Below are 25,210 nucleotides of genomic sequence, written 5' to 3' on the forward strand. Positions count from 1 at the left end.
ACGGCCCGCCACTTAATTAACGAACATTGTGTGATGTTCCAGGGTACAACCTCAATAATTGGAGAGATTAACATGAGCGGAATTTTAGCAGGTCTGGCAGGTAGTTCACTTTCAAGTGCAAGCAGTTCAGCATCTAAAACGCTGGAATCAGCAATGGGTCAGTCACTGACCGAGTCTGCCAATGCGCAGGCGTCTAAAATGAAGCTGGATACCCAGAACTCCATCCTCGATGGCAAAATGGACTCTGCTTCTAAATCGTTGAACTCCGGCCACAACGCCGCGAAAGCCATTCAGTTCTGATTTAAAACCGGGCGTAAGGTGCACAACCTTCGCCCGGTTTTTTGTCACCGCCGATGAGGATGAGCCATGAAAATCAATGCCGGAAATCCCCCCTCTCTTGCTATCAGCGCCGGGAATAACGACCTTAGTTCTGCCCCTGGCAGCACGGCGGATGCTTCCTGGTTTAGCGCCGCGCTGCAAGCGCCCGCTAAGTCGGCCAGTAGCGATAATCAATCGTGGATAAATAAAGTCTCCAGCCTGTCTGAAGCCGCCAACGGCCATGCCAACCAGGCAGACAGGGCGCTGGCTAAGGTCTCGCGTAGCCTCGATTCACAAAGCGTGATGGACGCTAACCGCACCTTATCCTCTTACTATCTGGAGAGCTTGCTCAACGCAAAACTGGTTGGCAAAGGCGTACAGAGTCTGGAAAAACTGACCAACTTGCAGTAACCCTCTATGGCTAAATTATCTTTTAAGATACTGCTCCTGCTGCCGGTCTTATTGCTGTTCGGCTGCAATGACCAGGTCGATCTCAATCACGGTCTGACAGAAAACGACGCCAACGAAGTGGCGGCGGAACTGGGGCGTTATCATATCCAAGCGGAAAAACGTAATAATAAAGACGGTATTACCGTGCTGGTCAATGCCGAAGAGTTAAACCGGGCGGTACATATTCTTGATGCGGCGGGTTTGCCGCGTCCGGCACGCACCAACCTGGGCGAAGTGTTCCAGAAGAATGGGGTGATCTCCACGCCGCTCGAAGAACGGGCGCGCTACATCTATGCCTTATCCCAAGAGGTGGAATCAACCCTGGGTCAAATTGACGGGGTGATTGTTGCCCGGGTGCATGTGGTGCTGCCGGAGCGCATTGCGCCCGGTGAACCGGTGCAGCCCGCCAGCGCGGCGGTGTTTATTAAATATCGGCCCGATCTCGATCCTGATGTGATAGAGCCGCGCATCCGGCGCATGGTTGCCAGCAGTCTGCCCGGGTTGGCTGGGCGTGCGGACAAAGACCTGGCGATTGTATTTGTTCCCGCCGAGACGTATCAGGATAAACCGACTGAAGTCTCCTTTGGCCCGTTTAGGGTCACGCCAGAGCGCTCCGCCCAGCTAAGCTGGCTAAGCGGCCTGATTGGTGTGCTGATCCTGCTGGTGGTGGCGGGCGTGCTGGGTTGGCCGCACTGGCAACGCTATCGTCAACGGCAGCAGCAGCCGAAACAGAACGGTGAGTGAGATGCCCGCTGCTGAAAATGCCGGGCTAAGCTGGCTGCGCTGGTGGTGTATTGACTGCTGGTTAGCGGCCGATCCCCAGTGGCGGCAGGCGGATTTTTATCAGCTTGAGGATGCTCAGCTTCAGCGGCTGGCGCGCACTCATCATGGAATGATTTGCCAGCAGTTGCAGCTGGCTGCGCCGGTTTGCGCCCCAGACCCGGAGCTGTTGGCATGGTTGCGGCTAACGGTGCCGCAACGCCAGTTAGCGCTCAGGCTGGTGGCAGAGGTCTGTTGGCGTGGCTCTACCCAGGGCAGCCTGCTGCCGGAGCAACAGCGCTGGTGTCGGCGTATTGCCCAGGGGATGCGCCCCGGACTGTGGTTGACCGTGCCTGGTGAGCTACCCACAGAGAAGGGGGAGATCAATGGCCTGTGGTTACTGAGCCTGCGCGCCGGGCCAGGGTGCTGGCCGAGGCTGCGGCTCTCTTTCCCGCCGGACGCGGTGCAGGCGGTGGAGCAGCTACCGCAGATGAAGACATTTCCCGCACGTCTGTTACCGCTTTGGCAGGCGGTTTTCTGGTATGCCTCACAGGAGCCACTATGTTGACGCGTAAACGCATTACCCTGCTGAACGGAGAGGCCGATCTCGCCCCGGTTATCAGCCAGGCGCAGCTGACCATCCAGCAGCAGGGGCAGGGTATCCTCGAACAGGCCCGGCAACAGGCGCAGGCGATGTGGGAAGATGCCGAACGGCAGATTGAGGCCGACCGCCTGGATGCGCAACAGCGTGCCGGGCAGGAATTCTGGCAGCAGGCGGATGCCCTGTTACACGGCTGGCAGCAGCAATATCAGCAGCTGGAAGCCCAGGTGCTGGAGGTGATGGAAAACGTCATGACCCAGGCGCTAGGGCAGCTGCTGACCGAGGTGCCGGAACCGCAGCGGCTGGCTGCGCTATTGCGTCAAATCATGCGGGCAAACGCCCTGGAGGATCGGGGAAGCCTGTATTGTCATCCGCAGCAGCAGGATGAGGTAGCCGACTGGTTGCAGCGTCATGCTCATCTGGGTTGGCGGCTACAGCCGGACGAATCGCTGGCGGTTGACGGCCTGAAGCTGGTCACCACAAATGGCGAATTGCACCTCGACTGGCAGCAGGCTGTGCGCCAGCTGCTTCCCTCTGCGGCGCAGTGCTAAACCGCCTTAAAAAACTTCACTTCACCACGGAACTCCCGCAGGCGTCATTCCACTCAATGACAGGTTCCACTCAATGCGAGAGTTTAATGATGTCATCACTTAGTGCGCTTCAACGCCGTCTGGACAGCCAGTTTAATCGGGCACAAAACCAACTGGACGATGCCACCCAGAATGCCAGCGAAGGTTACAGCCAGGAAGACAGTTTCGCCTTTTTTGAGGCCAGCATGGGGCTGTCCAACGCCAGTTGGGCGGCGAGTCAGGAACTGACGGTTAAGCACGGTCTGGCCAAAGCCATTATCAATGAGATCAACTGAATTGCAGCAGTGGGCGCAGCGCTGGCTGGACAACGTGGGTGAAGACCAACAGCTGACGGTGGATGACGGCGTGGTTTGGTTGCAGCGACGGGCCGGACAGTATTTCGCGCTGGCAGAGTTGGCGCTGACCACTCCGCTGGATGAGGAACTGTTGGGGCTGGCGTTACAGCTTTCTGCGCCAACGCTGCGTTATTTTGGCCGTGATGCCGCCGCGTTGGCGCAGCAGGGCAGCAGCCTGATATTAGTGTTAACCGTGCGCCAGCCGGAGATTAATGCCGTCTGCCTACAGCTGGAATCACTGCTAAATCAGCGTGATGTCTGGCAGACGATGCTACAACAACCGCGACGAAAAGCGGCAATCCAGGGCGCGGTGCCCTTGCACAGCCTGGCTTTTTTACCAAGGGGAAACCATGGTTGATAAATGTGATTTGCGTTGCCGGCTATTGGGCGCGCTATTGATGCTGTGCGCCACACTTCCGGCAGGTGCGCAGACTCCCGCCGACTGGAAAGAGCAGTCTTACGCCTATTCTGCCGATCGCACCCCGCTATCCACGGTACTGCAAGATTTTGCTGACGGGCACAGTGTCGATCTCCAGCTGGGCAATGTCGAAGAGGTCGAGGTCACCGCAAAAATCCGCGCCGATAACGCCAGCGCGTTCCTCGACAGGCTGGCGCTGGAGCATCATTTCCAGTGGTTTGTTTACAACAATACGCTGTACGTCAGTCCCCAGGATGAGCAAAGTTCGGAACGGCTGGAGATCTCGCCGGATGCCGCACCGGATATTAAGCAGGCGCTCAGCGGGATTGGCCTGCTGGACCCGCGTTTTGGCTGGGGGGAGCTGCCGGACGATGGCGTGGTGCTGGTGACCGGGCCGCCGCAATACCTGGAGCTGATCAAACGCTTCAGCGAGCAACGCGAAAAGAAAGAGGACAGGCGTAAGGTGATGACCTTCCCGCTGCGCTATGCGTCGGTCGCCGATCGCACCATTCATTACCGCGATCAGACGATGGTCATTCCCGGCGTCGCCACCATGCTGAATGAGCTGATGAGCGGTAAACGCTCGGCTCCGGCCGGCGCCAACGGCAGCGACAGTGCGCCCGGTGCGCCCGATACCAGCAGTATGATGCAAAACACACAGACATTGCTGTCGCGCTTATCCACCCGCAATAAATCCCCTGGCCGGGCGGGCGACAGGGACAGCGGCATTGACGATCTGAGCGGCCGAATCTCTGCCGATGTGCGCAACAATGCGCTGTTGATCCGCGATGACGATAAGCGGCGCGATGAGTACAGCCAGCTGATTGCCAAAATTGATGTGCCGCAGAATTTGGTGGAGATTGACGCGGTGATTATGGATATCGACCGCACGGCGCTCAACCGGCTTGAAGCGAACTGGCAGGCGACATTAGGTGGCGTCACCGGTGGCAGTTCGCTGATGTCCGGTAGCGGCACGCTGTTTGTCAGCGACTTCAAACGCTTTTTCGCCGATGTTCAGGCGCTGGAAGGTGAGGGCACCGCCTCGATCGTCGCCAATCCTTCGGTACTGACGCTGGAAAATCAGCCTGCGGTGATCGACTTCAGCCAGACGGCCTATATTACCGCCACCGGTGAGCGCGTGGCGGATATCCAGCCGGTGACGGCAGGCACCAGCCTACAGGTGACGCCGCGTGCGGTGGGTTATGAAGGCCATTCCAGCATTCAGTTAATGATCGATATCGAGGATGGACACGTACAGACCAACGATGATGGCCAGGCTACCGGCGTCAAACGCGGAACGGTCAGTACCCAGGCGTTGATTGGCGAAAACCGGGCGCTGGTACTGGGCGGCTTTCATGTGGAAGAGAGTGGCGATCGCGATCGCCGTATCCCTCTGCTGGGCGACATTCCGTGGATCGGCAAACTGTTCACTTCAACGCGCCACGAAATTTCCCAGCGCCAGCGCCTGTTTATTCTCACCCCGCGTCTGATTGGCGATCAAACCGATCCCACGCGCTATGTGACCGCAGATAACCGCCAGCAGTTAAGCGATGCGATGGGCCGGGTGGAAAGGCGTCACAGCAATGTGAACCAGCATGACGTGGTGGAAAATGCCCTACGCGATCTGTCCGAAGGGCAGTCGCCAGCCGGATTCCAGGCGCAAACTTCCGGTACGCGTCTTAATGAAATTTGCCGCAGTACGCCCGCACTGTTGTTCGAAAGTACCCGTGGTCAGTGGTACAGCAGTAGCAATAACAGCGTGCAGCTCAGTGTCGGAGTGGTACGTAATACCGGTAGTAAACCCATGCGTTTTGATGAGGCCAACTGTGCCAGTAAGCGCACGCTGGCGGTGGCGGTATGGCCACACAGTGCGCTGGCACCCGGAGAATCGGCAGAGATCTATCTGGCGCTGGCGCCACACCGGGTGCTACACGCGTCACGCGAATCCTTGTTAACTCGTTGATAAAAGGGAAACTATGAAAATTGCATCATGTTTGCTGCTGGTGACTACGCTGCTGCTCACCGCCTGCGCCGGACGCCATGATAATGGCCTGGAGTGCACCTCGGTGGACTGTCGCCCGCAGTCACAGGCGCATCAGCTGGTTATCTGGTGGCAGCCCGACTTACGCAATGGCCCGGCGGATTACACCCGGGTATCGGTTAATGAATAACCCCTGTCCACAGGTTACCTCGCTGTCGGCATTAATGAGCCTGTTGCAACTGCACCAGAGCTGCCGCTGGCAGGTAGCACAGGGCGTGGAGTTACAGGCCCTGTGCGGTGAGCGCGGGCGCGAGGTGATGCTCAACCTGCAAACGGCGTTCCAGCCTTCCGGGCTTTATCAGCAGTTGCTCACTCGCCGTGGGCAACAGCTGGATGCCTGGGATGGCTGTTACCTGTGTCTTAACCGCGACCGGGTATTATCCTGCTGGCGTCAGCTGCCCGAATCCGCCGTGAGCGATAAACAGCATATTGCTCAGTTGTTCAGTCTGGCGGGTATTCGTCTGACCGATTGATCCCGACAAGTGGCTGCATCCTTTCTTGATGTCTCTGGTTATTTTTTTCACCCTCCCGGAACCAGTACGACATTACCTGCACTCAATAGAGGCTCGACCCGGCACGTTTAACGTGCCGGACTGCAGGGTAAATTTTACTTATTCACAGAGGAAGACGGTATGAGTCTGAATACGAGTTCGCTGGGCGCGTCAACGTTGCAGATTACCCTCGGCGGTGCGGGGAGTAGCAACGGGTTGTTGGGTACCAGCCGCCAGAATGCGGGGCTGGACACTCAGTCCGCGCTGGGCCTCGGCGGCGGCAATCAACATGATGCGGTGAACCAACTGGCCGGTATGCTCACCGGCATGATGATGATGATGAGCATGATGGGCGGCGGCGGATTAACCGGCTTGCTGGGCGGTGGCTTGGGCGGTGGCCTGGGTGGCGGTCTGGGCGGCGGTCTGGGCGGCGGTCTGGGCGGCGGTCTGCTGGGCGGCGGTTCAGGTGGCGGCTTAGGGGGGCTGGGCGGCGAGCTGGGCAGCACGTTGGGCGGTGGCCTGGGCGCTGGCATTGGTGGTGCGTTAGGCGGCCCGCTGGGTGCTACCGTGGGTAACTCACTCGGTTCGAGCATCGGCGGCAGCGCGGCTTCCGGAGTGGGTTCCTCGCTGGACCAGGCGCTGGGCCTTAGCCCAACCTCTTATGGCGACAGTTCAACCTCCGGCTCAGATTCCAGCTCGGGCGCAAGCGATCCGATGCAACAGCTGATGAAGCTGTTCAGCGAAGTGATGCAAAACCTGTTTGGCGAGGGGGCGCAGAACGGTTCCCAGGCAGGCAAACAGCCGACCGAAGGCGAACAAAGTGCCTATAAACAAGGCGTAAGCGATGCGCTGTCAGCCCTGATGGGTAACGGTCTGAGCCAGAGCCTTGGCAACAGCGGTTTGGCGGGCGGTCAGAGTGGGAGTGCGGGTGCGGGTCTGGACGGTTCGTCACTGGGCGGCAAAGGCCTGCAAAACCTCAGCGGCCCGGTTGACTACCAGCAATTGGGTAACGCCGTGGGCACCGGTGTCGGTATGAAGGCGGGCATCCAGGCGCTGAATGATATCGGTACGCACAGCGACAGCTCAACCCGTTCTTTCATCAATAAAGGCGATCGGGCGATGGCGAAAGAAGTGGGTCAGTTTATGGACCAGTACCCTGAAGTCTTTGGCAAGCCGCAGTACCAGAAAGGCCCGGGCAAAGAGGTGAAGACCGATGATAAATCCTGGGCGAAGGCGCTGAGCAAGCCGGATGATGATGGCATGACGCCAGCCAGCATGGATCAGTTTAATAAAGCCAAAGGCATGATTAAAAGTGCGATGGCGGGTGATACCGGCAACGGCAATTTGCAGGCGCGCGGTGCCGGTGGCTCTTCGCTGGGTATCGATGCCATGCTGACCGGTGACACCATTAACAATATGGCATTGGGTAAACTCAGCGCGGCTTAATTTTCTGCATGGCGGGCAGGCGTGGCTTGTCCGCCTTATCGATGATTAGGTGACTCGTGGAAAGTTGTTATTTGCTTCCACGCCATACATCAAGGTTACCCGTGGGGGACTATGGTGATCATACAGGATTTAATGGGTGCGCTGGCGAGGCGGCTGGAAATGGGGGCACTGTCGCTGGATGCGGGTCAACTGTGCTGTCTGCGGGTTAACGGCCTGGAGATGACGCTGGAGTGGCTGGAACAGCAGAATATGCTGTTTGTTTACCTTAGCGTTGGCACGCTCTCTGGCGCACAGGGCAGTACGCTATTAAGCGATATTCTGGCTGCCAATCTTTTCCACTATGGTTCGGGCGATGGTGCCGCATTTGGTCTGGATAAAGAGAAAAACGAACTGCTGCTGTTTCAACGTTTTCTGCTGTCATCGGTGGATGAGGCGAGCTTCGTGAGTACCTGTGTACAAATGATCGAGGTGGCTAAACTCTGGCAGGGCAAGCTACTGCACGATCGCGTTCCGTCAACCGTTGCGCCGCGAATGCTGGCACAGCCGGGGTTAACGTTGAATATCGCGGGGAAAATAAAATGAATATATCGGGTCTGAGAGGGGGGCAAAGAAGCCCGTCGCAGCAAACGGACGGTGCTTCTTCCTCATCGACACGGGCCACGCCTGAACCGTCGGGCAGACGGTTACAGCGGCAAGACGCGCTGCCCGTCAACAACCGTTATCACGCCAGTCAAACGCCCGCTACGCCTGCGCACGCGCGCGTCGCTGGCCGCTATAACGCCGGGGCCAGCGCTTCGGCGGCGCATGCAGGGCCATCCCTGTCTTTATTACGTCAGAATGGCCACCGCGAGAATCCGTCGCTTGCCAGATTCCATGACGCGATGCAGCAATCCCCTAAAATGTCGCGCGGCGATCCTCTGCCGGAAAAGCCGGAGGTTGTGCCGAAACGTTTGCAGGAAAAGATAGACGCCATCAACCTGCCACGGTTAAAAAAGCTGGATAACACTCTGTATGAATACGCCAAAATGGCGACCGAACTGGCAAAAGAAGGTTCTGGCTCCAGCAGCGCACTGACGCGCATGGATAAAAAGGTTCTGCCGTTATTGGCCGATGCGGAAAATGCGCGTCATCCCGGCCTGAATCTGCATGTTTATAAGAAGGGTGAAGAGTGTTATCAGGCGATCAAGGATCAGCATAAAAGCGTACAGCAGTCCGGGCAGGCAAAGACGATGCGTGCGGTCTATGCCCCCTTTAAAGGCATGCCTGACCACCATATCGCCCTGGATATTCAGCTGCGACCGGGCCATCGCCCTTCGATTGTCGGCTTTGAGTCGGCGCTGGGACATATGATTGAGCATCTCAAACAGGGTATTGCCGAAGGGGTACGAGGGGCTAAAGTGCATATGGTAGGCAATAGGATTCAAAATTCCGAGTGGGATTGCACCATGTACTCTTTGAATAATGCGTTAAAATCCTTTAAGCATCATGATGAGTACACGGCCCATCTGCACAAAGGCGAAAAAGTGCCTGTCCCTGCGGAGTTCTTCAAACATGCACAGTCGAAATCAGTGATAGAGGGTAAACCGCATCAGGATGCCATCGTCACTAAAGATAAAGGCGGGCTGCATGCTGAAACCCTGCTGCACAGAAACCTGGCCTATCGTGCCGACAGGTTCGATCGTGCTTACAGCACCTCGATTGAGGGTTTCCGCATGCAGGAAATTCAGCGTGCTGGCGAGTATTTGGCGGGGCAAAAACGCAAAAGTTAGCGGCTCAACGGATCGGTAAAAAACGCGGCGGCATACTAACCGGCGCGTTTTTTTCTTTCTGAATAAGCCAGCGAGGCTTCTATTTTTGCCCCGCTGGCAGGATGAGACTTATTCGCGCCGTTGCTCTAACTGTTGCCACTCCAGCAGACGATCCGCCAGATAGCGGGTTACCCACCAGGCGGTTTGCCCGACGTCGCTGTCCTGGCCTTTGCCGTCACCGTGGAGAAAGTCGGCATGCAGGCTGTCGACAAAGCTATCCAGCTCAAACTCCCCCTGGCGTTGTGGCATCGGGCTGCCGAGTACCTGTTGCAGCCGCTGTTTCACCTGTGAAATGGCCTGTTGAAAAGCCTGATACTGCGCCGGTGACAGGCGCTGCTGGCTGTCGACCACATCAACCCAGCTCTCTGCCGGACGTGCCTCTTGGGGTGCCATCATCATTCAGCCACCTTCAGGCTGGCGGACATCGGAACCTTGTAGTGGTTTTGCACGTTATCCAGCGAGATATCCTTGGTATTGACGTTTAATCCCTCGCTGTCGCTTTTAACGAACGAGAATTTGCCGTTTTCTGCGCTGATATGGCTCAGGTTCAAATCCCAGTTGCCCTGCTGGCCGCCGTTGGTGCGCACGAAAGTGCCAAAGTCTTTGGCCTTCACGTTATCAACGGTCAGGTTAGTATCGGCATTCAGCTGTAGGATCTTGTCAGAAGCGTGCTCGAAGGAGCTGTTGGTGATTTCAACGTGAGATTTTTTGCCCGCGCTGTTGGGCTTCACGGTAATCGCGTCCTCTCCCACGTTGGTGACGTGCAGGTTATCTATTTTCGCATCGCCGTAGAGATGAATGCCATCCGCGCCGTTATTGCCGATAGTAACGTTTTTCAGGCTGGCCCCGTCCTCCAGTTTGAACAGCGGCTTCTGGCTTTCCGACTGGCCGCCATCACCTAATTCCGAACCGGCGGTAAAGGTTTGCCCTTTACCATCAAACACCTGGCCCGCCTTTACGGTAATGGTGTCATGCACCACCGTGGGGTTGGCGCTGGCGGTAGGGAAATCAACGGCCTGTCCGGCTCCCACGCCTGAACTGCCAACAGGATCGGGAAGATCGGTTACCGGCGTACTGCCACCGGCACCGCTGGTGGGGGAAGACGGGAAATCAAGCGGTGAGGTGGGGGATGTTGGCGTGGACGGCGGTGAGTAAGATTGGGTTGGCGATGTGCCGCCGGAAGAGGAAGGGCCGGAAGGAGTACCGCTTCCTAACAGATCGTCGAAAGGGGAATTCCCCGATGAAGCAACGCCAGAAGACGCATTGTTATTGCCAGCGCCCTGCTGGCCGAGCGGATCGCTTTGCCCGTCCATCATCCGGGCGATAAGTTTCAGTAAGGCTTTCAGCAACGGATTATCACTGATTTGCCCCCCGCCCTGGCCATCAGGGGTCATGGTCTGATCCAGCCCGTTGTTGCCCATCTCGCTTAACGTGTTCTGGCTATTATTCTGTGGCGTTGCCCCCACTGCACCATTCTGTCCTGGCAGACCACCTGCGTTACCCACACCTGCCAGCTGGCCGTCACCGTTAGCACCCGTCGCCGCATTGCCTGCCTGTGGCGATAGCAGCGGCTTTAGCAGCTCTCCCAATAACTGCGCCATTTGCTCAATGGTTTGTTTGTCGAAGGGCTGTTGCCCCAGCCCCGAGTTGGCATTGTTGCCTGTGGAGAACCCGCTACCCGCGCCGGGCTGCATCAGCCCCTGCGAGGACGGAATAGTAATGTTAAGCGTAAGAACTGACATGAATGTTTCCCCTTATAAAACGTTAACCCGCCGAAAGCGTGCAGCCTTTGCTGCCTGAATTAAGTGGTGATGGCGTCTTCGGGGTTCCCATATAGTGCCAGGCAACAGACTTTTTTTTAACCGTGAAGGGAACCCGTAACGGTCGTATGCAACATAAACATCACTAATGTTTTATGCCGGATGGTGGGGGCGAAAAGTCATGGTGTTAAAGTTACAGGGAACTGAACATAAGGCCGCAGTAAACATAGCGGCGCACAGTCCTGTGGGGCCGGGTGCGGCGTTGCAACAGGGCAGCAGCAGCAGCAGTGTGCAAACTGCCGCCGTATCATTGGCAGAAGAGGGTAAAAATCGCGGCAAGATGCCGAAAGTTCGCCAGCAGTCTGTCGCTACCGATGGCAGTAGCGCCGCTCACCAGCAAAAGAGATCGTTTAGCCTGAAGGGCCTGCTGGGGTTGAAAAAATCGGCCAAACCTGTGCCGCAGGCTCAGCCAGCGGCCACGCACGGCAAAGGTACGACATTACGCGATCTGCTGGCCCGCGAAGAGAGCGCCACCCACCATGAGGCGGCTTCGCCTGCTGCGGCGCGTTTAACCCGTTCAGACGGCGTCAAACGCCAAAGTGTGGACGATATGGCCGGGCGGCCAATGGTGAAAGGTGACAGTGGCGGAAGCAAGGAGCCAACGCAGCAAATTCAGCATCAGTTGAACAATTTCAGCCAGATGCGCCAGAACATGCTCAGTAAAATGGATCATCCGTCGTCATCCGGCACTGCCGCACCAGCCCATAGCGCTCCGGCAGAAATCACCGAGGAGGATGACGACAGTGAATTCCAGCAGCTGCATCAACAGCGGCTGGCGCGCGAACAGGAAAACCCACCGCAGCCGCCAAGACTCGGCGTTGCCACGCCGTTAGCCGCCAGGTTCCAGCCTAAACTGTCATCGATTGCGGAAAGTGTTCATGAAGGGACGAGCACTACGCCGCCGCCGCTTCAGCCACAGTCGGCGCTGAAGGGAACTGGTGCCGATGTGACGCCGCTGTCAATGACGCTGGATAAAGGGAAGTTACAGCTGGCATCCAGCAACCCGCCCGCGCTTAATACGCTGTTAGAGCAGACATTGGGTAACAAAGACCAGCACTATGTGGCGCACCATGCCAGTAGCGACGGGAGTCAGCATCTGCTGCTGGACCAAAAAGGTCGCCTGTTCGATATCAAAAGCAACGGCACCAGCTATAGCGTGTTGCATAACAGCCAGCACGCAAAGATTAAGGACAGGCTGGCACAGGGCGCAGATGTCGCCATCAGCGTAGACGGCAAAAGTGGCAAGGTGACGTTGAGCGGTGGTGCTGAAGGCCATAATAAGATGGCGCTAAGTCAACCGGGGGATGCGCATCGCTCCACGCTGACCGGGATTTGGCAGCATCCCGCTGGCGCAGCGCAGCCCCAGGGTGAATCCATCCGCCTGCATGACGACAAAATTCATATTCTGCATGCGGAGTTGGGCGTCTGGCAGGCTGCGGACAAAGAGACGCATAGCCAGCTTTCTCGACAGGGGGACGGTAAACTCTATGCCCTGAAAGACAGCCGCACGCTGCAAAACCTTTCCGATAACCAAGCCTCGGAAAAGCTGGTCGACAAAATCAAATCGTTTTCTGTCAGTGAGCGTGGGCAGGTGGCGATCCTGACGGATACCGCCAGCCGCCATAAGATGACCATTATGCCTGCGCTGAATGCGCCGCCTGAGAGCCGTATGTCCCTCAGCCTGCATTTTGCCGATGCACACCAGGGGCTGTTGCATGGCCAGTCGCAGATTGAGGCGCAGTCCGTCGCCATCAACCACGGGCGGCTGATCGTAGCCGATAGCGAAGGCAAGCTGTTTAGCGCGGCCTTACCGCAGCCTGGGAAAACTGAACTTGAGATGAAAGCCATGCCGCAGAAGGCGCTGGCAGAACATCTGGGTAATGACCATCAAATCTCCGGCTTTTTCACCGACGATCATGGTCAGCTCAATGCGTTAGTGAAAGATAATTTTAAACAGCAGCATGCCTGTCCATTGGGCGACGACCATCAATTTCATCCCGGCTGGAACATGAGTGATGCGCTGGTTATCGACAATCAGCTTGGGCTACACCAGGTCAATCCTGAACCGCACGAAGTGCTGAATATGGGGCGTGAGGGCAGCCTGGCGTTACAGGAAGGAAAGCTACACTACTTTGACCAGCTGACCAAAGGCTGGACCGGGGCGGAGTCGGACTGCCAGCAGCTGAAAAAAGGTCTGGACGGAGCGGCCTATATTTTGAAAGAAGGAGAGGTGAAACGCCTGGATATCAATCAGAGCACCTCTTCCATCAAGCAGGGGGAGGATAATATCTTTTCCCTGCCGCATGTCCGTAACAAGCCGGAGCCGGGTAGCGCCTTACAGGGGCTGGATAAAGCTGATAAGGCCCAGGCGATGGCGGTGATTGGCGTGAACAAATATCTGGCGCTGTCGGAAAAGGGAGATATTCGTTCCTTCCAGATTAAGCCCGGCACCCAGCAGCTGGAGCGCCCCCCTCAAACGCTGAGCCGCGAAGGGATTAGCGGTGAACTGAAAGATATCCATGTCGACCACGAACACAATCTGTATGCGTTAAATCATGACGGCGAGATATTTCATCAGTCACGCGCTGACTGGCATAAGGGCGCAGAAGGCAGTGGCTGGCAGAAAATGGCGTTGCCACAGAGCGAAAGCGCGCTGCAACGCCTTGATATGAACCATCAGCATCAGCCGGTTGCCACTTTGGCGGACGGTTCTCAACATCTGCTGAAAGCAGGCGGCTGGCACGCCTATACACCCCCGGAACGTGGGCCGCTGGCACCGGAAACGCGCGGTTCACAGCAGGTATTCGACAGGTTAACTCAGGGACTAAAGGGAAAAGTGATCCCCGGAACCGGGGTGACGGTGAAGTTATCGGCGCAGGCCGGCGGTCTGAGCGGCATGGAAGGACGTAAAGTTAGCAGTAAGTTTGCCGACAGGGTTCGCGCGTATGTCTTTAATCCGACCATGACCACGCCGCGACCGATAAAAAATGCTGCCTATGCCACACAGCACAACTGGCAGGGGCGGCAGGGGCTGAAACCTCTGTATGAGATGCAGGGGGCACTGATTAAGCAGCTGGACGCGCATAACGTTCGCCATAACGCGACACAGCCAGATTTACACAGCAAACTGGAAAATCTCGATTTAGGCGAGCATGGTGCAGCATTGCTCAATGATATCAAGCGTTTCGGTGACGAACTGGAGCAGAGCGCCACCCGCTCGGCGACCGTTTTAGGTCAGCACCAGGGAGTGCTTAAAAGCAGCGGTGAAGTGAACGGTGATTATCAGCCGTCGCGCAGCAAAGGGTTGGTACAAAGCTTTAACGTCAACCGGTCTGGCCGCGATCTGAGCCAGTCATTACAGCAGGCCGTGCGCGCGGCACCGCCTTCGGCGCAGAGCAAGCTCGAGAAAGTGCTGGACCATTTTGTCAGCGCCGGGATCAACATGAGCCACCAGAAGGGTGAAATTCCCCTCGGACGCCAGCGCGATCCCAATGATAAAACCGCTCTTACCAAGTCGCGCCTGATCCTGGATACGGTAACCCTCGGTGAACTGCATCAGCTGGTGGACAAAGCGGCGCTGGTATCTGGCCATCAGCCGGATGACAACCAGATAAAACAGCTGCGCCAGCAGTTCGATACGCTGCGTGAAAAGCAGTATGGCGAAAATCCGGTGAAGCATTACACCGATATGGGCTTTACCCATCATAAGCCGCTGGAAGCGGATTACGATGCGGTGAAAGCCTTTATCAACGCCTTTAAAAAAGAGCACCACGGCGTTAATTTGAGCGCGCGCACCGTACTGCAAACCAGTGGCAACGCCGAGCTGGCACAAAAGTTAAAGGATACGTTGCTGTCACTGGACAGCGGTGAAAGCATGAGCTTTAGCCGGGCATACGGCGGCGGCGTCAGTACGGCCTTTGTGCCTTCGCTTAACAAGATCCCGGTGCCGATCGTTCCCGGCGCGGGCGTCACGCTGGATCGCGCTTATAACCTGAGCTTCAGCCGTACCAGCGGTGGCTTGAGCGTGAGTTTTGGTCGTGACGGCGGAGTGAGCGGCAACGTATCGGTTGCGACCGGGCACGATTTGATGCCCTATATGACCGACAAGAAAACCAGCGCGGGTAATGCCAGTGACTGGCTAAGCAAAAAACACAAAATCAGCCCGGATTTTCGTATCGGTGGAAGTTTGAGCGCCAGCGTACAGAGCACGTTGCAAAACAGCCTTAAATTCAAACTGACTGAAGATGAACTGCCTGATTTTATTCATGGCTTAACGCATGGCACCCTGACCCCGGCAGAGCTGTTGCAGAAAGGGGTGGAACATCAGATGAAGCAGGGCAGCAAGCTGGTGTTTAGCGTCGATACCAGCGCGGCTTTAGATCTGCGCGCCGGTATCAACCTGACTGAAGACGGAAGTAAGCCCAATAGCGTCACCGCCCGTGCTTCGATCGGCGTAAGCGCATCGGCCAATCTGGTTTCCGGCTCTCGTGAACGTAGCACCACCGCCGGGGAGTTTGGTAATACGGCCGCTGCCAGCAATAACCGCCCGACCTTTTTCAATCAGGCTGGCGTCGGTGCTAACGCGACCCTTGCCGCAGGTGTCGCCCATTCATCGACCCATGACGGGAAACCGGTCGGAACCTTCCCGGCCTTTACCTCCGCGAATGTCTCGGTGGCGCTGGCGATGGATAACCGCACCTCACAAAGCATTAGCCTGGAGATGAAACGCGCTGAGCCGGTGACCAGCCACGAGATCGACACATTGGCCTCGACGTTAGGAAAACACTTTAAGGACAGTACCACCACGCAGATGCTGGCCGCTTTTAAAGAGCTGAAAGACGCTAAGCCTGCTGAAAAATTAAGCATTTTAAACACCCATTTCAGCGAAAGGCCCATCGTGGGTGACGATCGGTACGAAGCGGTACGCGGCCTGAAAAAGTTGGTATCACGCCAGCAGGCCGCTGACAGTAACAGTACGGAGTTGGGTTCTGCCAGTCACAGCACAACCTACAAGAATTTGTCCCGAGTCAGTCATGACGGCATTTTCGAACTGTTAAATCGGCATATCAATGCGGCTTTACCACCAAGCAGTGCCAGCCGTCTGAGTGCTTTAATGGATAACGATCCGGCACTAAAAGGTTTAATTAAACAGTTGCAAAGTACGCCGTTCAGCAGCGCCAGCGTGGCGATGGAGCTGAAAGACGATCTGCGTGACCAGACGGAGAAGGCGATACTCGACGGTAAGGTGGGGCGTGAAGAGGTCGGTATTCTGTTTCAGGATCGCAACAATTTGCGCATCAAATCGGTTAGCGTCAGTCAGGCCGTCAGTAAAAGTGAAGGCTTCAATACTCCCACTCTGTTACTGGGGGCGAACAACAGCGCTGGCGTGAGTATGGAACGCAATATCGGCACCATCAACTTCAAATATGGCCAGGATCAAAACACTCCCCGGCGCTTCACGCTGGAAGGAGAGATTGCCAAGGCTAACCCTCAGGTCGCATCGGCTCTTTCTGAGTTAAAGAAAGAAGGGCTGGAAATGAAGAGCTGATAGGGATGTGAATGCCGTCAGTCATGCAGACAAGATAATCACCGAATAAGGATCGACATAATGACATCGTCACAACAGCGGGTTGAAAAATTATTGCAGCACTTTTCTGCCGGGTGCAAAACGCCCCTGCATCTGAAAGAGGGGGTATGCGCGCTGTATAATGAGCAGGGCGAGGAGGCAGCGGTGCTGGAAGTGCCGGAACACAGCGACAGTCTGTTGTTACATTGTCAGCTGGCAGAGACCGACCCACAGGCTTCATTAACACTCTATCCCATGTTGTTGCAGTTAAATTTTGAGATGGCGGCTATGCGCGGCTGCTGGCTGGCGTTGGATGAACAGCACAAGGTGCGTCTCTGTTTTCAACAGTCTCTGGCGCAGCTTGATGAAGCGGAGTTTAGTCATATTGTTAGCGGCTTTATTGAGCAGGCGGCAGAAGTTCGTGAATTTATTGCGCATATAATCGATCGTAGCGCGGCCTGAAGCATCGCGGCTGAATGCTTATTCAGCCGCGACTCACTGGCATCAGGTGAAGGCGATGGGGCAGTCTAATCCATACGGCTTGGAAGGATATTTTGAAAGCTCGATCTAATTTCATGCGTTATTCAGGTCATTGACTTCTACTTTTCAACAGCCGTTTCAACACTCCGCAAAATCAGGATAGCTTGCTGAATTAACGCTGTGCATAATAGCCTGTATTATGTCGTTGCTAACCGTTGCCAATACCATTGGCAGAAAGTCATTTTTGCTGTAACGGGAAGCGGATTTAAGTCCCTGTTATTTTATGAAAAACTACCCTATGCTTACCATGAGCAGGATCGCACATACAGAGTCATTCATGGATAAACAATTCAAATATATTTAATGATGAAACGCCATCAAAAAATGATTTTTTTTTGCGTTACTGCGTAATAAGTCATTAATATCTTGACGGTAAAAACATCATTGACAGGAAAGATCTTCGTTTGATTGCCAAGATCGTTGATTTTCACTGCTTAATCCTGCTGTTTTGGCCCTTTTTTTATCTCTTTTTTTGTTTTGCAGGTAAAACCTTTTTTTTATTATTTATAATAAAAAATGTTATGGGAATATTCCTAATGGTATGTATAACTACCTGTCAATACAGTAAAGGGATTTTTATATGTTTATATCTAAGTCGATGCAGGTTTTTATCACTCTGTATCAGGAGAAAAGTCTTAAAACAGCGGCTGATAAGCTATGTCTGACGGTTCCTCCGGTGTCACGGATGTTAAAGTTAACTGAAGGATGGGTGGGGGAGCAACTGTTCATCATCGAACGGAATAATATAACGCCAACCCCTACGGCAGATTGTATCTATCAGCAGCTTTTACCGCTTTATACCGCATTAAAAAATATGACGAGAAAGCATCCAGAACAACAGGACTTTTTGATCGCGTCACCTTATATAGCAACGTCAATATTATCAGACCTGCTGACGATAAGCGAAAGTGCACTGCCCCAGTGTTCATCGATAAAATATGCAGAGTGCATACATCCTGATGACGATATCTTTATCAGCCTACAGCCGATTGAATACCCGATGCATTTTGAATTGATACGAATGGATCTGGTTCTGGAACTTTGCTGTTCTAAAGACGTTGGTGACAGGTGGTTGCATATGCCAATTTTAGCTGAAAGTGAAACTAAGAAATTAAAATACTTTCAGCGTTCTATTGCTGAATTACATGCGCGAGGGGGCAGCGGAATACTGAGGCAGGTTGATAACCCATCGCGACTTGAATCCACGTTTAAATGTGGTGAAGGGCTGCTGTTTCGTCTTCCTCAAAAAAATATAGTCGTAAAAGATTACCAGTCGCTTCCGATTATATCGCATTGCCCATTATTTATTTATGTTAATACGTTAAAAAAAGATAAAAGACACAGTTGCTTCACGGCTAAACTTTTAGAGTTGTTCCCCTGACGGACCTCGTATTTTACGTTCAGATGATTGGCGTTCTTCTTTTATTTATAGTGTTTTTTGAAATTAAAATAAATATTGATAATCTATTGTGACATATTATATTGATGTTTTTATAGGGTGGCGGTATTCATTTTATTTTTGTTCTAAAAAAGACTTGTGCTGCCAACTGATGCGTAAATATAAAGAAGGAAGGTCGGTGTGTATATTGAGGCAACTTCGTGGTTAGTCGTCGGTTTTTTCTCCGCATGGGGAGGACTGGTGCGCTATTTAATGGATATCAGCCCTGCGGGAGCGAAATGGTGCTGGATGGCTGCGGTAAGTCAGATAGTGATTTCCAGCTTTACAGGTTTTTTGGGGGGGTTCTACAGTTACGAACAGCAAAATAGTCCGCTTATGACGCTGGTGATCGCCAGTCTCAGCAGTACGCTGGGCGGTACTTTGCTCCGTTGGCTTTGGAAGCATTTCTTGCATATAAAATAGGATAAATATTGATATGGATATTGATAAAAGATAGTGCGTGAAACCGTATCGATCGCCAGGGAAATTTGTCGGGCGACGTGGTGACAGAGATCGCTTACCCATTATTGGCATAGGGTAGCACCTGTAATTTATTCGGGAGAGATATTTATGTACAACATTTCCTTCAGGACGATGGGAATAATCATGCTAACTCTATTTGCAGTCGGAAATATGCTTTGGCAGCTTTATCAGCAACGTGAGTTGGCTATTTTACGTCAGCAAAATAAACAATTAACGCAGCAGGGCGAGATGCTAAAAGAGCGACTGTTTCAGCTCAAATATCAGGCTGCGAATATATCTGCCGCCTTGAGTGAGCAGAAAACGGTTCAGCAACAGCTGGAGAAAAACAGTGAACAAACTCGCCGACAGTTACGCCAGGCGGCATCCCAATCTCCTTGTGCCAGTCAGCCTGTTCCTGATGATGTTATCCGGTTGCAGCAAAACACCTTTGGTGGCCCCCCTGACGCCAGATGAACTGGTATCACCACATCTTCTGGAGCCTTGTAAGGCACCGATTTTTACCGTTGGAGCCTGGGGAGATTACCCCGATTACGTGAGTCTTTTGCAGTTGGCATTGGATAAGTGCAATACCGATAAAGCGGCGATTGCTCGCTTATTACGCATCAAGATGCACTGACCCGGTCGGGCTGATATTCTTGCGATGCCATCTCATTTGCGGCGAATTTGATATGACGTGGGGCGTTCCCGTGATGGTAGAAAAGGGAGAAAAATAATGCCGGGACATAGCATGCCCCGGCATTAATATTTTTTTACAAACCGCTGGCATCTTGATTCAGGTTAGAAACAGAAGTGGGGCAGTCCACCAATGCGGCAGGGTCGTCTAGCGGTATAGGGGCAGCCCAATTAAGTCGGAAAAGTGTCAACACTATCCAGGACGGGTCACCGAAATGAAAAAAGCCTCGCTTTTCAGCAAGGCCTTATAATTAGTGGTGCCCGGACTCGGAATCGAACCAAGGACACGGGGATTTTCAATCCCCGTGTCCTTGCGTGAATTCCAATGATTAGTTGATGGTAATTTGTTGTATCTCACCCTGTTTATAATTCAGGTGTGAAAATGCATTTAAATTCATCAAGTCACTTATCTTGTGGCGTTAAGCCACAGGTGCTTCCAGTTGTATCTACCAAAGGTGGCGAGGGTAAATCAACCCAGGCTGCTAACCTCGGCGGTTTTCTTGCCGATGTAGGCATAAAAGTCCTTCTTATTGACGGCGATCATGCTCAACCCACCGCCAGCAGCATCTATCCACTTGCCCATGAAGCGCCCTATGGTCTGTACGAGCTGCTTATGCAGACAGTGGATCTCTCCTGCCCAGAAAACATCATTTCACATACGGAAATAGATAACCTGGATCTGATTGTTTCCAACGATCCCCGCAACCTCCTGCCAACCTATATGCTCAATGCACCTGATGGACGTGTCCGGCTTCGCAACGCGTTGTCTAACCCGGTTTTCAGCCAGTATGACGTGATCCTGATTGATTCACAGGGCTCACGTTCTGTGATGTCCGAACTGATTATCCTGGCGGCCACTGGTGAAATGATCGGCATGGTCAAGCCGGTGCTACCCGATGTGCGCGAGTTTATGCGTGGCACTATTGCACTGATGGAGGAACTTGTCCCTTATACGGCTTTTGGCATCAGCCTGCCGCATATCCGCATGCTGGTGAACTGTATGGACTATACGAGCCTTGCCAGAGCGACGGTTGAGCAGGCTGAAAAAATAATCAGCGAAGGCCAGTACAGCCAGCATACAGACAAAATCAGCATGTCCATGCTTGAGACGCGCATCTATGACCTTGATGTTTACAAACAAGGTCATGCCCGTGGCCTCCCTGTTCATCGACTCGAAAAGAAAACCACACGCAAAAGCGACTCTGCTTTTTCCTCCATGCATCAGCTGGCCTGCGAGCTGTTCCCACAGTGGCAAAACCGCTTTGACGCACTGGCCTCGGAGGGGACTACTCAATGAGTAATTTAGCGGAATTCAGAAATAACATTCCGGGTCTTGTCTCCCGGGACGCTGAACAGTGCGTTATCGGCGGGCTAATGCTTGATAATCACAGCTGGGACGATGTGGCATTGCTGATTAATACGGAGGATTTTTCTTATAGCGTACACCGCGTCATTTTCCATGAAATGACCCGTTTAGTCAGTGCGGGACGCCCGATTGATTTGGTTACGCTGGCAGAAAGCATTGAGTCTCGGGGTAAAGATAAGCTTGACCAGATTGGTGGTTTTGCCTATCTGGCCGAGCTGTCGAAAAATATCCCAAGTGCGGCAAATATCGTGCCCTACAGCGAGATTGTTGCCAAATATAGCCGCGCCCGCCAGCTGGCGGCGATTGGTACGGAGATTACCGATAGCGTAAAGGCTCCGGGTGCGGATATCGCGCAAGTGATGGAAGAAGCCGAGCAGAAAATTACCCGTCTTGCTGAGCGTGCCGAACCACAGCAGGCGGTGACCATCGTGGACGGGCTTGAAAAGCTATTTATCGAGCTTGAGCGGCGTTGCAATACACCGGACGGGATCACCGGTGCCCCTACCGGCTTCGATGATTTCGATGCCATGACCAGTGGCCTGCAGGCGGGTGACCTGATACTGATTGCGGCGCGCCCGTCGATGGGAAAAACCGCCTTTCTGATCAGCCTGATGCTGAATTCCCTGATTAAAAAAGCGGGCTCTTTTGGCCAGTTTTACAGTCTTGAACAGCCTACCGAGCAGATCCTGATGCGTATGATTTCCTCCCTTGGAAGCGTCGAGCTACAGCGTCTTAAAAGCGGCCAGATGGATGAAGAAGACTGGGCACGCGTATCGAGCGCCTCAGGCCTGCTGTTGAGTGACCTGAAAGAACGCCTAATCATTGACGATAGCAGCGGCCTTTCACCTGCGATGCTGCGTATCCGTGCACGACGTAACGCCCGTCGTTACGGTCATCCATCGATTATCGGACTGGACTACCTGCAGTTGATGCGCTGCCCGGGGCAGGAGAACCGTACGCAGGAGATTGCGGAAATCTCCCGCTCACTAAAAGCGCTGGCCAAAGAGATGGGTTGCCCGGTGGTGGCACTGTCCCAGCTCAACCGCCAGCTGGAAAGCCGCGCCGATAAGCGCCCCAATAATGGCGATCTGCGTGACTCCGGTGCGCTGGAGCAGGATGCAGACGTCATTGTCTTTATCTACCGTGACGAGGTCTATAACGAAAACTCGCACGATAAGGGCGTGGCAGAGGTCATTATCAGCAAGCAGCGCCAGGGGCCGACAGGCACTGTTCGTTTGCAGTTTGAAGGAAAATATACGCGCTTCGCCGATGTGTCATCTCCGGCCGGGAGGTACGCATGAGCAAAGTACGCGACCTCAATCTGAGCTCGGCGATGCTACAGCGCGGCAAGTCACCCGTGCAGCCCTCTGAAGCGCTGCCGTCTGCGCCGTTGCCGGTCACTGAAATGGCGATGGTTCTGACGCTGGATCAGCTGTGTCCAAATCCGGACAACCCCCGCACCGGGCGCAATCCGCGTTATGAAGAGATCAAGGCGTCAATTCGCGCGCGCGGGCTGGACTCTATTCCCAAAGTGACCCGCGATCCGGATGGTGAACAGGTCTATATCTTTAGCGATGGCGGCAACACGCGCTATCAGATCCTCTGTGAACTGTGGCAGGAAACCGGCGATGAGCGTTTTCACCGCATCCACACCATCTTTAAACCCTGGCCGGGGCGTCTTAAATGCCTGGTAGGCCATTTGGCCGAAAACGAAGTCAGGGGAGATTTGGCCTATATCGAGAAGGCTTTCGGCGTACATAAAGCCCGGATTATTTACGAAGAGCAACTTGGCCGCAATGTCACGCTCAGGGAATTGTCAGACCTGTTGGGGAAAGAGGGCTACCCGATTGATAATTCGAGCGTAAGCAGGATGGAAGACACCCTTAACTACCTGTATCCACATATGCCACGGCTGTTGGAGAGTGGGATGAGTCGCGGGCAGGCGATCCCGCTTTTGAGCCTCAGATCATCAGCAATGAAAGTGTGGAAATCATTCAGTAGTGACGTGGAACCGGGCTGCACGCTTGACGATGTTTTTGGCTCGGTGTGTCGCGTTTTTGATGAGCCGGACAACTATTCTCTGGATGTATTCCGCGATGAGCTGATTGGCCAACTGGTTAAGGCTTTGCCGCATCCAAGCCTCAACTACGATCGCTGGCTGATTGAGCTGGATCCCAAAGAGCAGAAACGCCGGGAACAGTTCGGCGAGCCGCCACCGCTCCCTGAACTCACCCCGGTGCCTGAGCGTAACGGGGCACGGGATCGTAGTGAGCCCACCGTGTCGGTTCTGCCATCTGACCCAACCACGCAGACACCGGTTACCAGCCTGCGTTCCGGTACGCTGACCACACCAGGCCGTCCTGAACCTGTGCCAGACTTAGCGGAAAGTTCAGCCCTGCCTGACAGCACCTTTGTCAACGCCGGCAGCCAGCCCCGCAGCGAAATCCAGCATGATTTTTTGGGCGGTGCCCCCGTGATTTCCGGTGACGGTGTTTCGCACGGTGATGTTGAAACAGACTTTGCTGATTCAGATGCGGTCAGCCTGGTTTCCGCGTTGGGTGAACATGACGAACCAGCCACCGCGCCGACCAGTAGCGTGGCCTTTGCCGCCAACGGTCTGGAGCCCGTCAGCGATATCTGGTACATCCCGGCGCTACAGGACGATATCGAGCACCTGCAGGATATGGCCTACCGGCTGGCCTTTGAGATCGCCGAGGCAATGGGCTGTCAGGATGCTGTCAGCGAAGACAAACACCTCAAATCAGCAGGATTTACCGTAGCAGAGACGGCCGGTGAGTTCGGCCTGTTCCTTGCTGGTCTTTCCGGCCATATTCCCGGACAGCCTTTCAATACCTTCATGTTCTGCATGAATTTCTTGGGCTCCCAGGAGCCGACCGATACTCCCGTTTTTGACGACGTTCTGGTGGTGAAGACGATGCGTCTCATCCGCGTTATCCGCCGTCTGCGTGAGTTGCAGCGCCAGGCGGCTAAGGGAGGGGAAAATGTCTGATGACCTCAACGATGAAATGGCTCAGGCCAGTACGGCGCTGTTTGTGCAGCGCGGTATTGATGCTATCCGGGCGCAGGTTCATTGCACTCAGCCGTCAAAAGCCGTCTGTGCGTGGTGCGCAGCCGCTATCCCACAGGCGCGCCAGCTGGCCGTGCCGGGCGTTGAGCTGTGCGCGGGATGTCAGGATGTGAAAGAGCATAAGGGCAGGCATCTGTCTGCCGCCGCAAGGAGAGAGCGAGATGTCTGAACAGCAGAAACTGATGGGGCGTATCCAACGACTGATGGCGTTGGGTACGCGTAACAGCAATCCACATGAGGCCGCGCGTGCACTTGCGCTGGCACAGCGCCTTATGCAGCGTTATGGCCTGTCGCCGGACATACTGTTGCTGGCAGAGGTGAGTGAGTCAGTCTGCTCCGGCCTGTCGAGTAATGCGGAGAAGGTACCCGCGTGGCTTAACTCGCTGGCAGCAGTGGTCTGCATGGCCACAGGGTGCCGTTGCTGGTTTGGCTGGTATGTGTATACCAGCGTAAGCGGGGCGCGCACCCTACGTCGGTCACTGCATTTTTACGGTTTCAGTGAACGGCCAGAGGTGGCCGCCTATGTCTTTAGCGTATTGCAGCGCCAGTTACGTGCCGGTACTGATAAACATATGGCGAGGTATCGCCGACGCCGCATTCTGATCCGGACGGTTCGCCGGCGTGCCGACCAGTTCCGCGAAGGGTGGGTATCCGGTGTCTGGCAGGTTCTGCACTCCTTCGACCCTTCCGCCGGTGAAAGTCGTGTGCTGCAGCGCTGGCTGACGCAGCGCCTGAAGGGTGACTCACTTACCGCGCTTACCGTTCGTGAGGCAGGTAGCTGCCGTGGCGACAAAGCGGCTCGTCAGGCGGGCTGGTTCGCTGGCCGTCAGGCCGACCTTCATCACGGACTTGCCGGAGCGCAGGCTGCGCATCTGATTACCGCAGGAGGTTCCGGTCATGACTGACATTCTGTTATGGGGTGCCTGCCTGTCAGGTTGGCTTTTTGACGCATTGCTCATTGCAAATCAGGCGACATTCGG

The 25,210-nt window shown here is 54.7% G+C and carries 26 protein-coding genes; 24 read left to right on the forward strand and 2 right to left on the reverse strand.

Annotated elements, in window-relative coordinates:
* Positions 1-15 precede the first annotated feature (15 nt).
* The 13 genes from EPIR_RS02640 (at position 16) to EPIR_RS02700 (ending at position 9,218) form a co-directional block, all read left to right on the forward strand.
* On the forward strand, positions 16-300 hold the full coding sequence (locus EPIR_RS02640) for a type III secretion system major pilin HrpA (protein ID WP_476729621.1): 285 nt from the start codon (positions 16-18) through the stop codon (positions 298-300).
* Positions 301-366: 66 nt separating this feature from the next.
* Positions 367-729, forward strand: a complete 363-nt coding sequence (locus EPIR_RS02645) for an EscI/YscI/HrpB family type III secretion system inner rod protein (RefSeq protein ID WP_023653755.1) — start codon at positions 367-369, stop codon at positions 727-729.
* 6 nt (positions 730-735) lie between these two features.
* Positions 736-1,512: a type III secretion system inner membrane ring lipoprotein SctJ gene (sctJ, locus tag EPIR_RS02650; protein WP_023653756.1), complete on the forward strand. Its 777-nt coding sequence runs from the start codon at positions 736-738 to the stop codon at positions 1,510-1,512.
* The gene (locus EPIR_RS02655; RefSeq protein ID WP_048696736.1) at positions 1,505-2,095 is read left to right on the forward strand and encodes a hypothetical protein; all 591 of its coding nucleotides are present in this window, start codon (positions 1,505-1,507) and stop codon (positions 2,093-2,095) included. The genes sctJ and EPIR_RS02655 overlap by 8 nt, the downstream gene beginning before the upstream one ends.
* Positions 2,089-2,679, forward strand: coding sequence for a type III secretion system stator protein SctL (sctL, locus tag EPIR_RS02660; protein ID WP_023653758.1), 591 nt, complete (start codon positions 2,089-2,091; stop codon positions 2,677-2,679). Before EPIR_RS02655 ends, sctL begins: the two co-directional genes overlap by 7 nt.
* Positions 2,680-2,768: 89 nt before the next feature.
* A complete protein-coding gene (locus EPIR_RS02665) occupies positions 2,769-2,993 on the forward strand; it encodes an HPr kinase (protein WP_012440286.1) in 225 nt (74 codons plus the stop codon).
* Complete coding sequence (gene hrpG / locus EPIR_RS02670) at positions 2,980-3,411, forward strand: type III secretion system chaperone HrpG (protein ID WP_023653760.1); 432 nt, start codon at positions 2,980-2,982, stop codon at positions 3,409-3,411. Before EPIR_RS02665 ends, hrpG begins: the two co-directional genes overlap by 14 nt.
* Positions 3,404-5,434, forward strand: a complete 2,031-nt coding sequence (gene sctC / locus EPIR_RS02675; RefSeq protein ID WP_023653761.1) for a type III secretion system outer membrane ring subunit SctC — start codon at positions 3,404-3,406, stop codon at positions 5,432-5,434. The genes hrpG and sctC overlap by 8 nt, the downstream gene beginning before the upstream one ends.
* Positions 5,435-5,447: 13 nt before the next feature.
* Positions 5,448-5,642, forward strand: a complete 195-nt coding sequence (hrpT, locus tag EPIR_RS02680) for an HrpT family type III secretion system protein (RefSeq protein ID WP_023653762.1) — start codon at positions 5,448-5,450, stop codon at positions 5,640-5,642.
* Entirely contained in the window at positions 5,635-5,985 is a 351-nt protein-coding gene (hrpV, locus tag EPIR_RS02685) for an HrpV family type III secretion system protein (RefSeq protein WP_023653763.1), read from the forward strand. The genes hrpT and hrpV overlap by 8 nt, the downstream gene beginning before the upstream one ends.
* Before the next feature lie 159 nt (positions 5,986-6,144).
* Positions 6,145-7,449 carry a harpin HrpZ family protein gene (locus EPIR_RS02690; RefSeq protein WP_023653764.1) on the forward strand — a complete coding sequence of 435 codons (1,305 nt, stop codon included), beginning with the start codon at positions 6,145-6,147 and terminating at the stop codon, positions 7,447-7,449.
* A gap of 114 nt (positions 7,450-7,563) precedes the next feature.
* Positions 7,564-8,031, forward strand: a complete 468-nt coding sequence (locus tag EPIR_RS02695; RefSeq protein WP_048696821.1) for a CesT family type III secretion system chaperone — start codon at positions 7,564-7,566, stop codon at positions 8,029-8,031.
* The gene (locus EPIR_RS02700) at positions 8,028-9,218 is read left to right on the forward strand and encodes a YopJ family acetyltransferase (protein WP_023653766.1); all 1,191 of its coding nucleotides are present in this window, start codon (positions 8,028-8,030) and stop codon (positions 9,216-9,218) included. Before EPIR_RS02695 ends, EPIR_RS02700 begins: the two co-directional genes overlap by 4 nt.
* A gap of 108 nt (positions 9,219-9,326) precedes the next feature.
* On the opposite strand, the gene EPIR_RS02705 is transcribed toward EPIR_RS02700, so the two are convergent.
* Complete coding sequence (locus EPIR_RS02705; RefSeq protein WP_023653767.1) at positions 9,327-9,656, reverse strand: hypothetical protein; 330 nt, start codon at positions 9,654-9,656, stop codon at positions 9,327-9,329.
* Entirely contained in the window at positions 9,653-10,999 is a 1,347-nt protein-coding gene (locus EPIR_RS02710) for a pectate lyase (RefSeq protein ID WP_023653768.1), read from the reverse strand. The genes EPIR_RS02705 and EPIR_RS02710 overlap by 4 nt, the downstream gene beginning before the upstream one ends.
* Positions 11,000-11,198: 199 nt before the next feature.
* On the opposite strand from EPIR_RS02710, the gene EPIR_RS02715 reads away from it, so the two are divergent.
* From EPIR_RS02715 to EPIR_RS02760, 11 genes are all read left to right on the forward strand, one after another.
* Positions 11,199-16,625 carry an AvrE-family type 3 secretion system effector gene (locus EPIR_RS02715; protein ID WP_023653769.1) on the forward strand — a complete coding sequence of 1,809 codons (5,427 nt, stop codon included), beginning with the start codon at positions 11,199-11,201 and terminating at the stop codon, positions 16,623-16,625.
* 60 nt (positions 16,626-16,685) lie between these two features.
* A complete protein-coding gene (locus tag EPIR_RS02720) occupies positions 16,686-17,105 on the forward strand; it encodes a type III secretion system chaperone (RefSeq protein WP_023653770.1) in 420 nt (139 codons plus the stop codon).
* Positions 17,106-17,763: 658 nt separating this feature from the next.
* A complete protein-coding gene (locus tag EPIR_RS02725) occupies positions 17,764-18,564 on the forward strand; it encodes a helix-turn-helix domain-containing protein (protein ID WP_023653772.1) in 801 nt (266 codons plus the stop codon).
* A 198-nt stretch (positions 18,565-18,762) separates the two neighbouring features.
* Entirely contained in the window at positions 18,763-19,044 is a 282-nt protein-coding gene (locus tag EPIR_RS02730) for a phage holin family protein (protein WP_023653773.1), read from the forward strand.
* Between the two features lie 183 nt (positions 19,045-19,227).
* Complete coding sequence (locus tag EPIR_RS18955) at positions 19,228-19,557, forward strand: hypothetical protein (RefSeq protein ID WP_193387525.1); 330 nt, start codon at positions 19,228-19,230, stop codon at positions 19,555-19,557.
* Complete coding sequence (gene lysC / locus EPIR_RS19270; protein WP_420834756.1) at positions 19,505-19,720, forward strand: Rz1-like lysis system protein LysC; 216 nt, start codon at positions 19,505-19,507, stop codon at positions 19,718-19,720. Before EPIR_RS18955 ends, lysC begins: the two co-directional genes overlap by 53 nt.
* Before the next feature lie 438 nt (positions 19,721-20,158).
* A complete protein-coding gene (locus EPIR_RS02740) occupies positions 20,159-21,073 on the forward strand; it encodes a ParA family protein (RefSeq protein WP_023653776.1) in 915 nt (304 codons plus the stop codon).
* Entirely contained in the window at positions 21,070-22,443 is a 1,374-nt protein-coding gene (gene dnaB-PI / locus EPIR_RS02745) for an SPI-7-type island replicative DNA helicase (RefSeq protein WP_023653777.1), read from the forward strand. The genes EPIR_RS02740 and dnaB-PI overlap by 4 nt, the downstream gene beginning before the upstream one ends.
* Positions 22,440-24,152 carry a ParB family protein gene (locus EPIR_RS02750; protein ID WP_023653778.1) on the forward strand — a complete coding sequence of 571 codons (1,713 nt, stop codon included), beginning with the start codon at positions 22,440-22,442 and terminating at the stop codon, positions 24,150-24,152. Before dnaB-PI ends, EPIR_RS02750 begins: the two co-directional genes overlap by 4 nt.
* Entirely contained in the window at positions 24,145-24,399 is a 255-nt protein-coding gene (locus EPIR_RS02755; RefSeq protein ID WP_023653779.1) for a TraR/DksA C4-type zinc finger protein, read from the forward strand. Before EPIR_RS02750 ends, EPIR_RS02755 begins: the two co-directional genes overlap by 8 nt.
* A complete protein-coding gene (locus tag EPIR_RS02760; RefSeq protein ID WP_023653780.1) occupies positions 24,392-25,135 on the forward strand; it encodes a DUF2786 domain-containing protein in 744 nt (247 codons plus the stop codon). Before EPIR_RS02755 ends, EPIR_RS02760 begins: the two co-directional genes overlap by 8 nt.
* Positions 25,136-25,210: the final 75 nt, after the last annotated feature.

Origin of the sequence: Erwinia piriflorinigrans CFBP 5888 (assembly GCF_001050515.1) — a bacterium.
GTDB lineage: Bacteria > Pseudomonadota > Gammaproteobacteria > Enterobacterales > Enterobacteriaceae > Erwinia > Erwinia piriflorinigrans.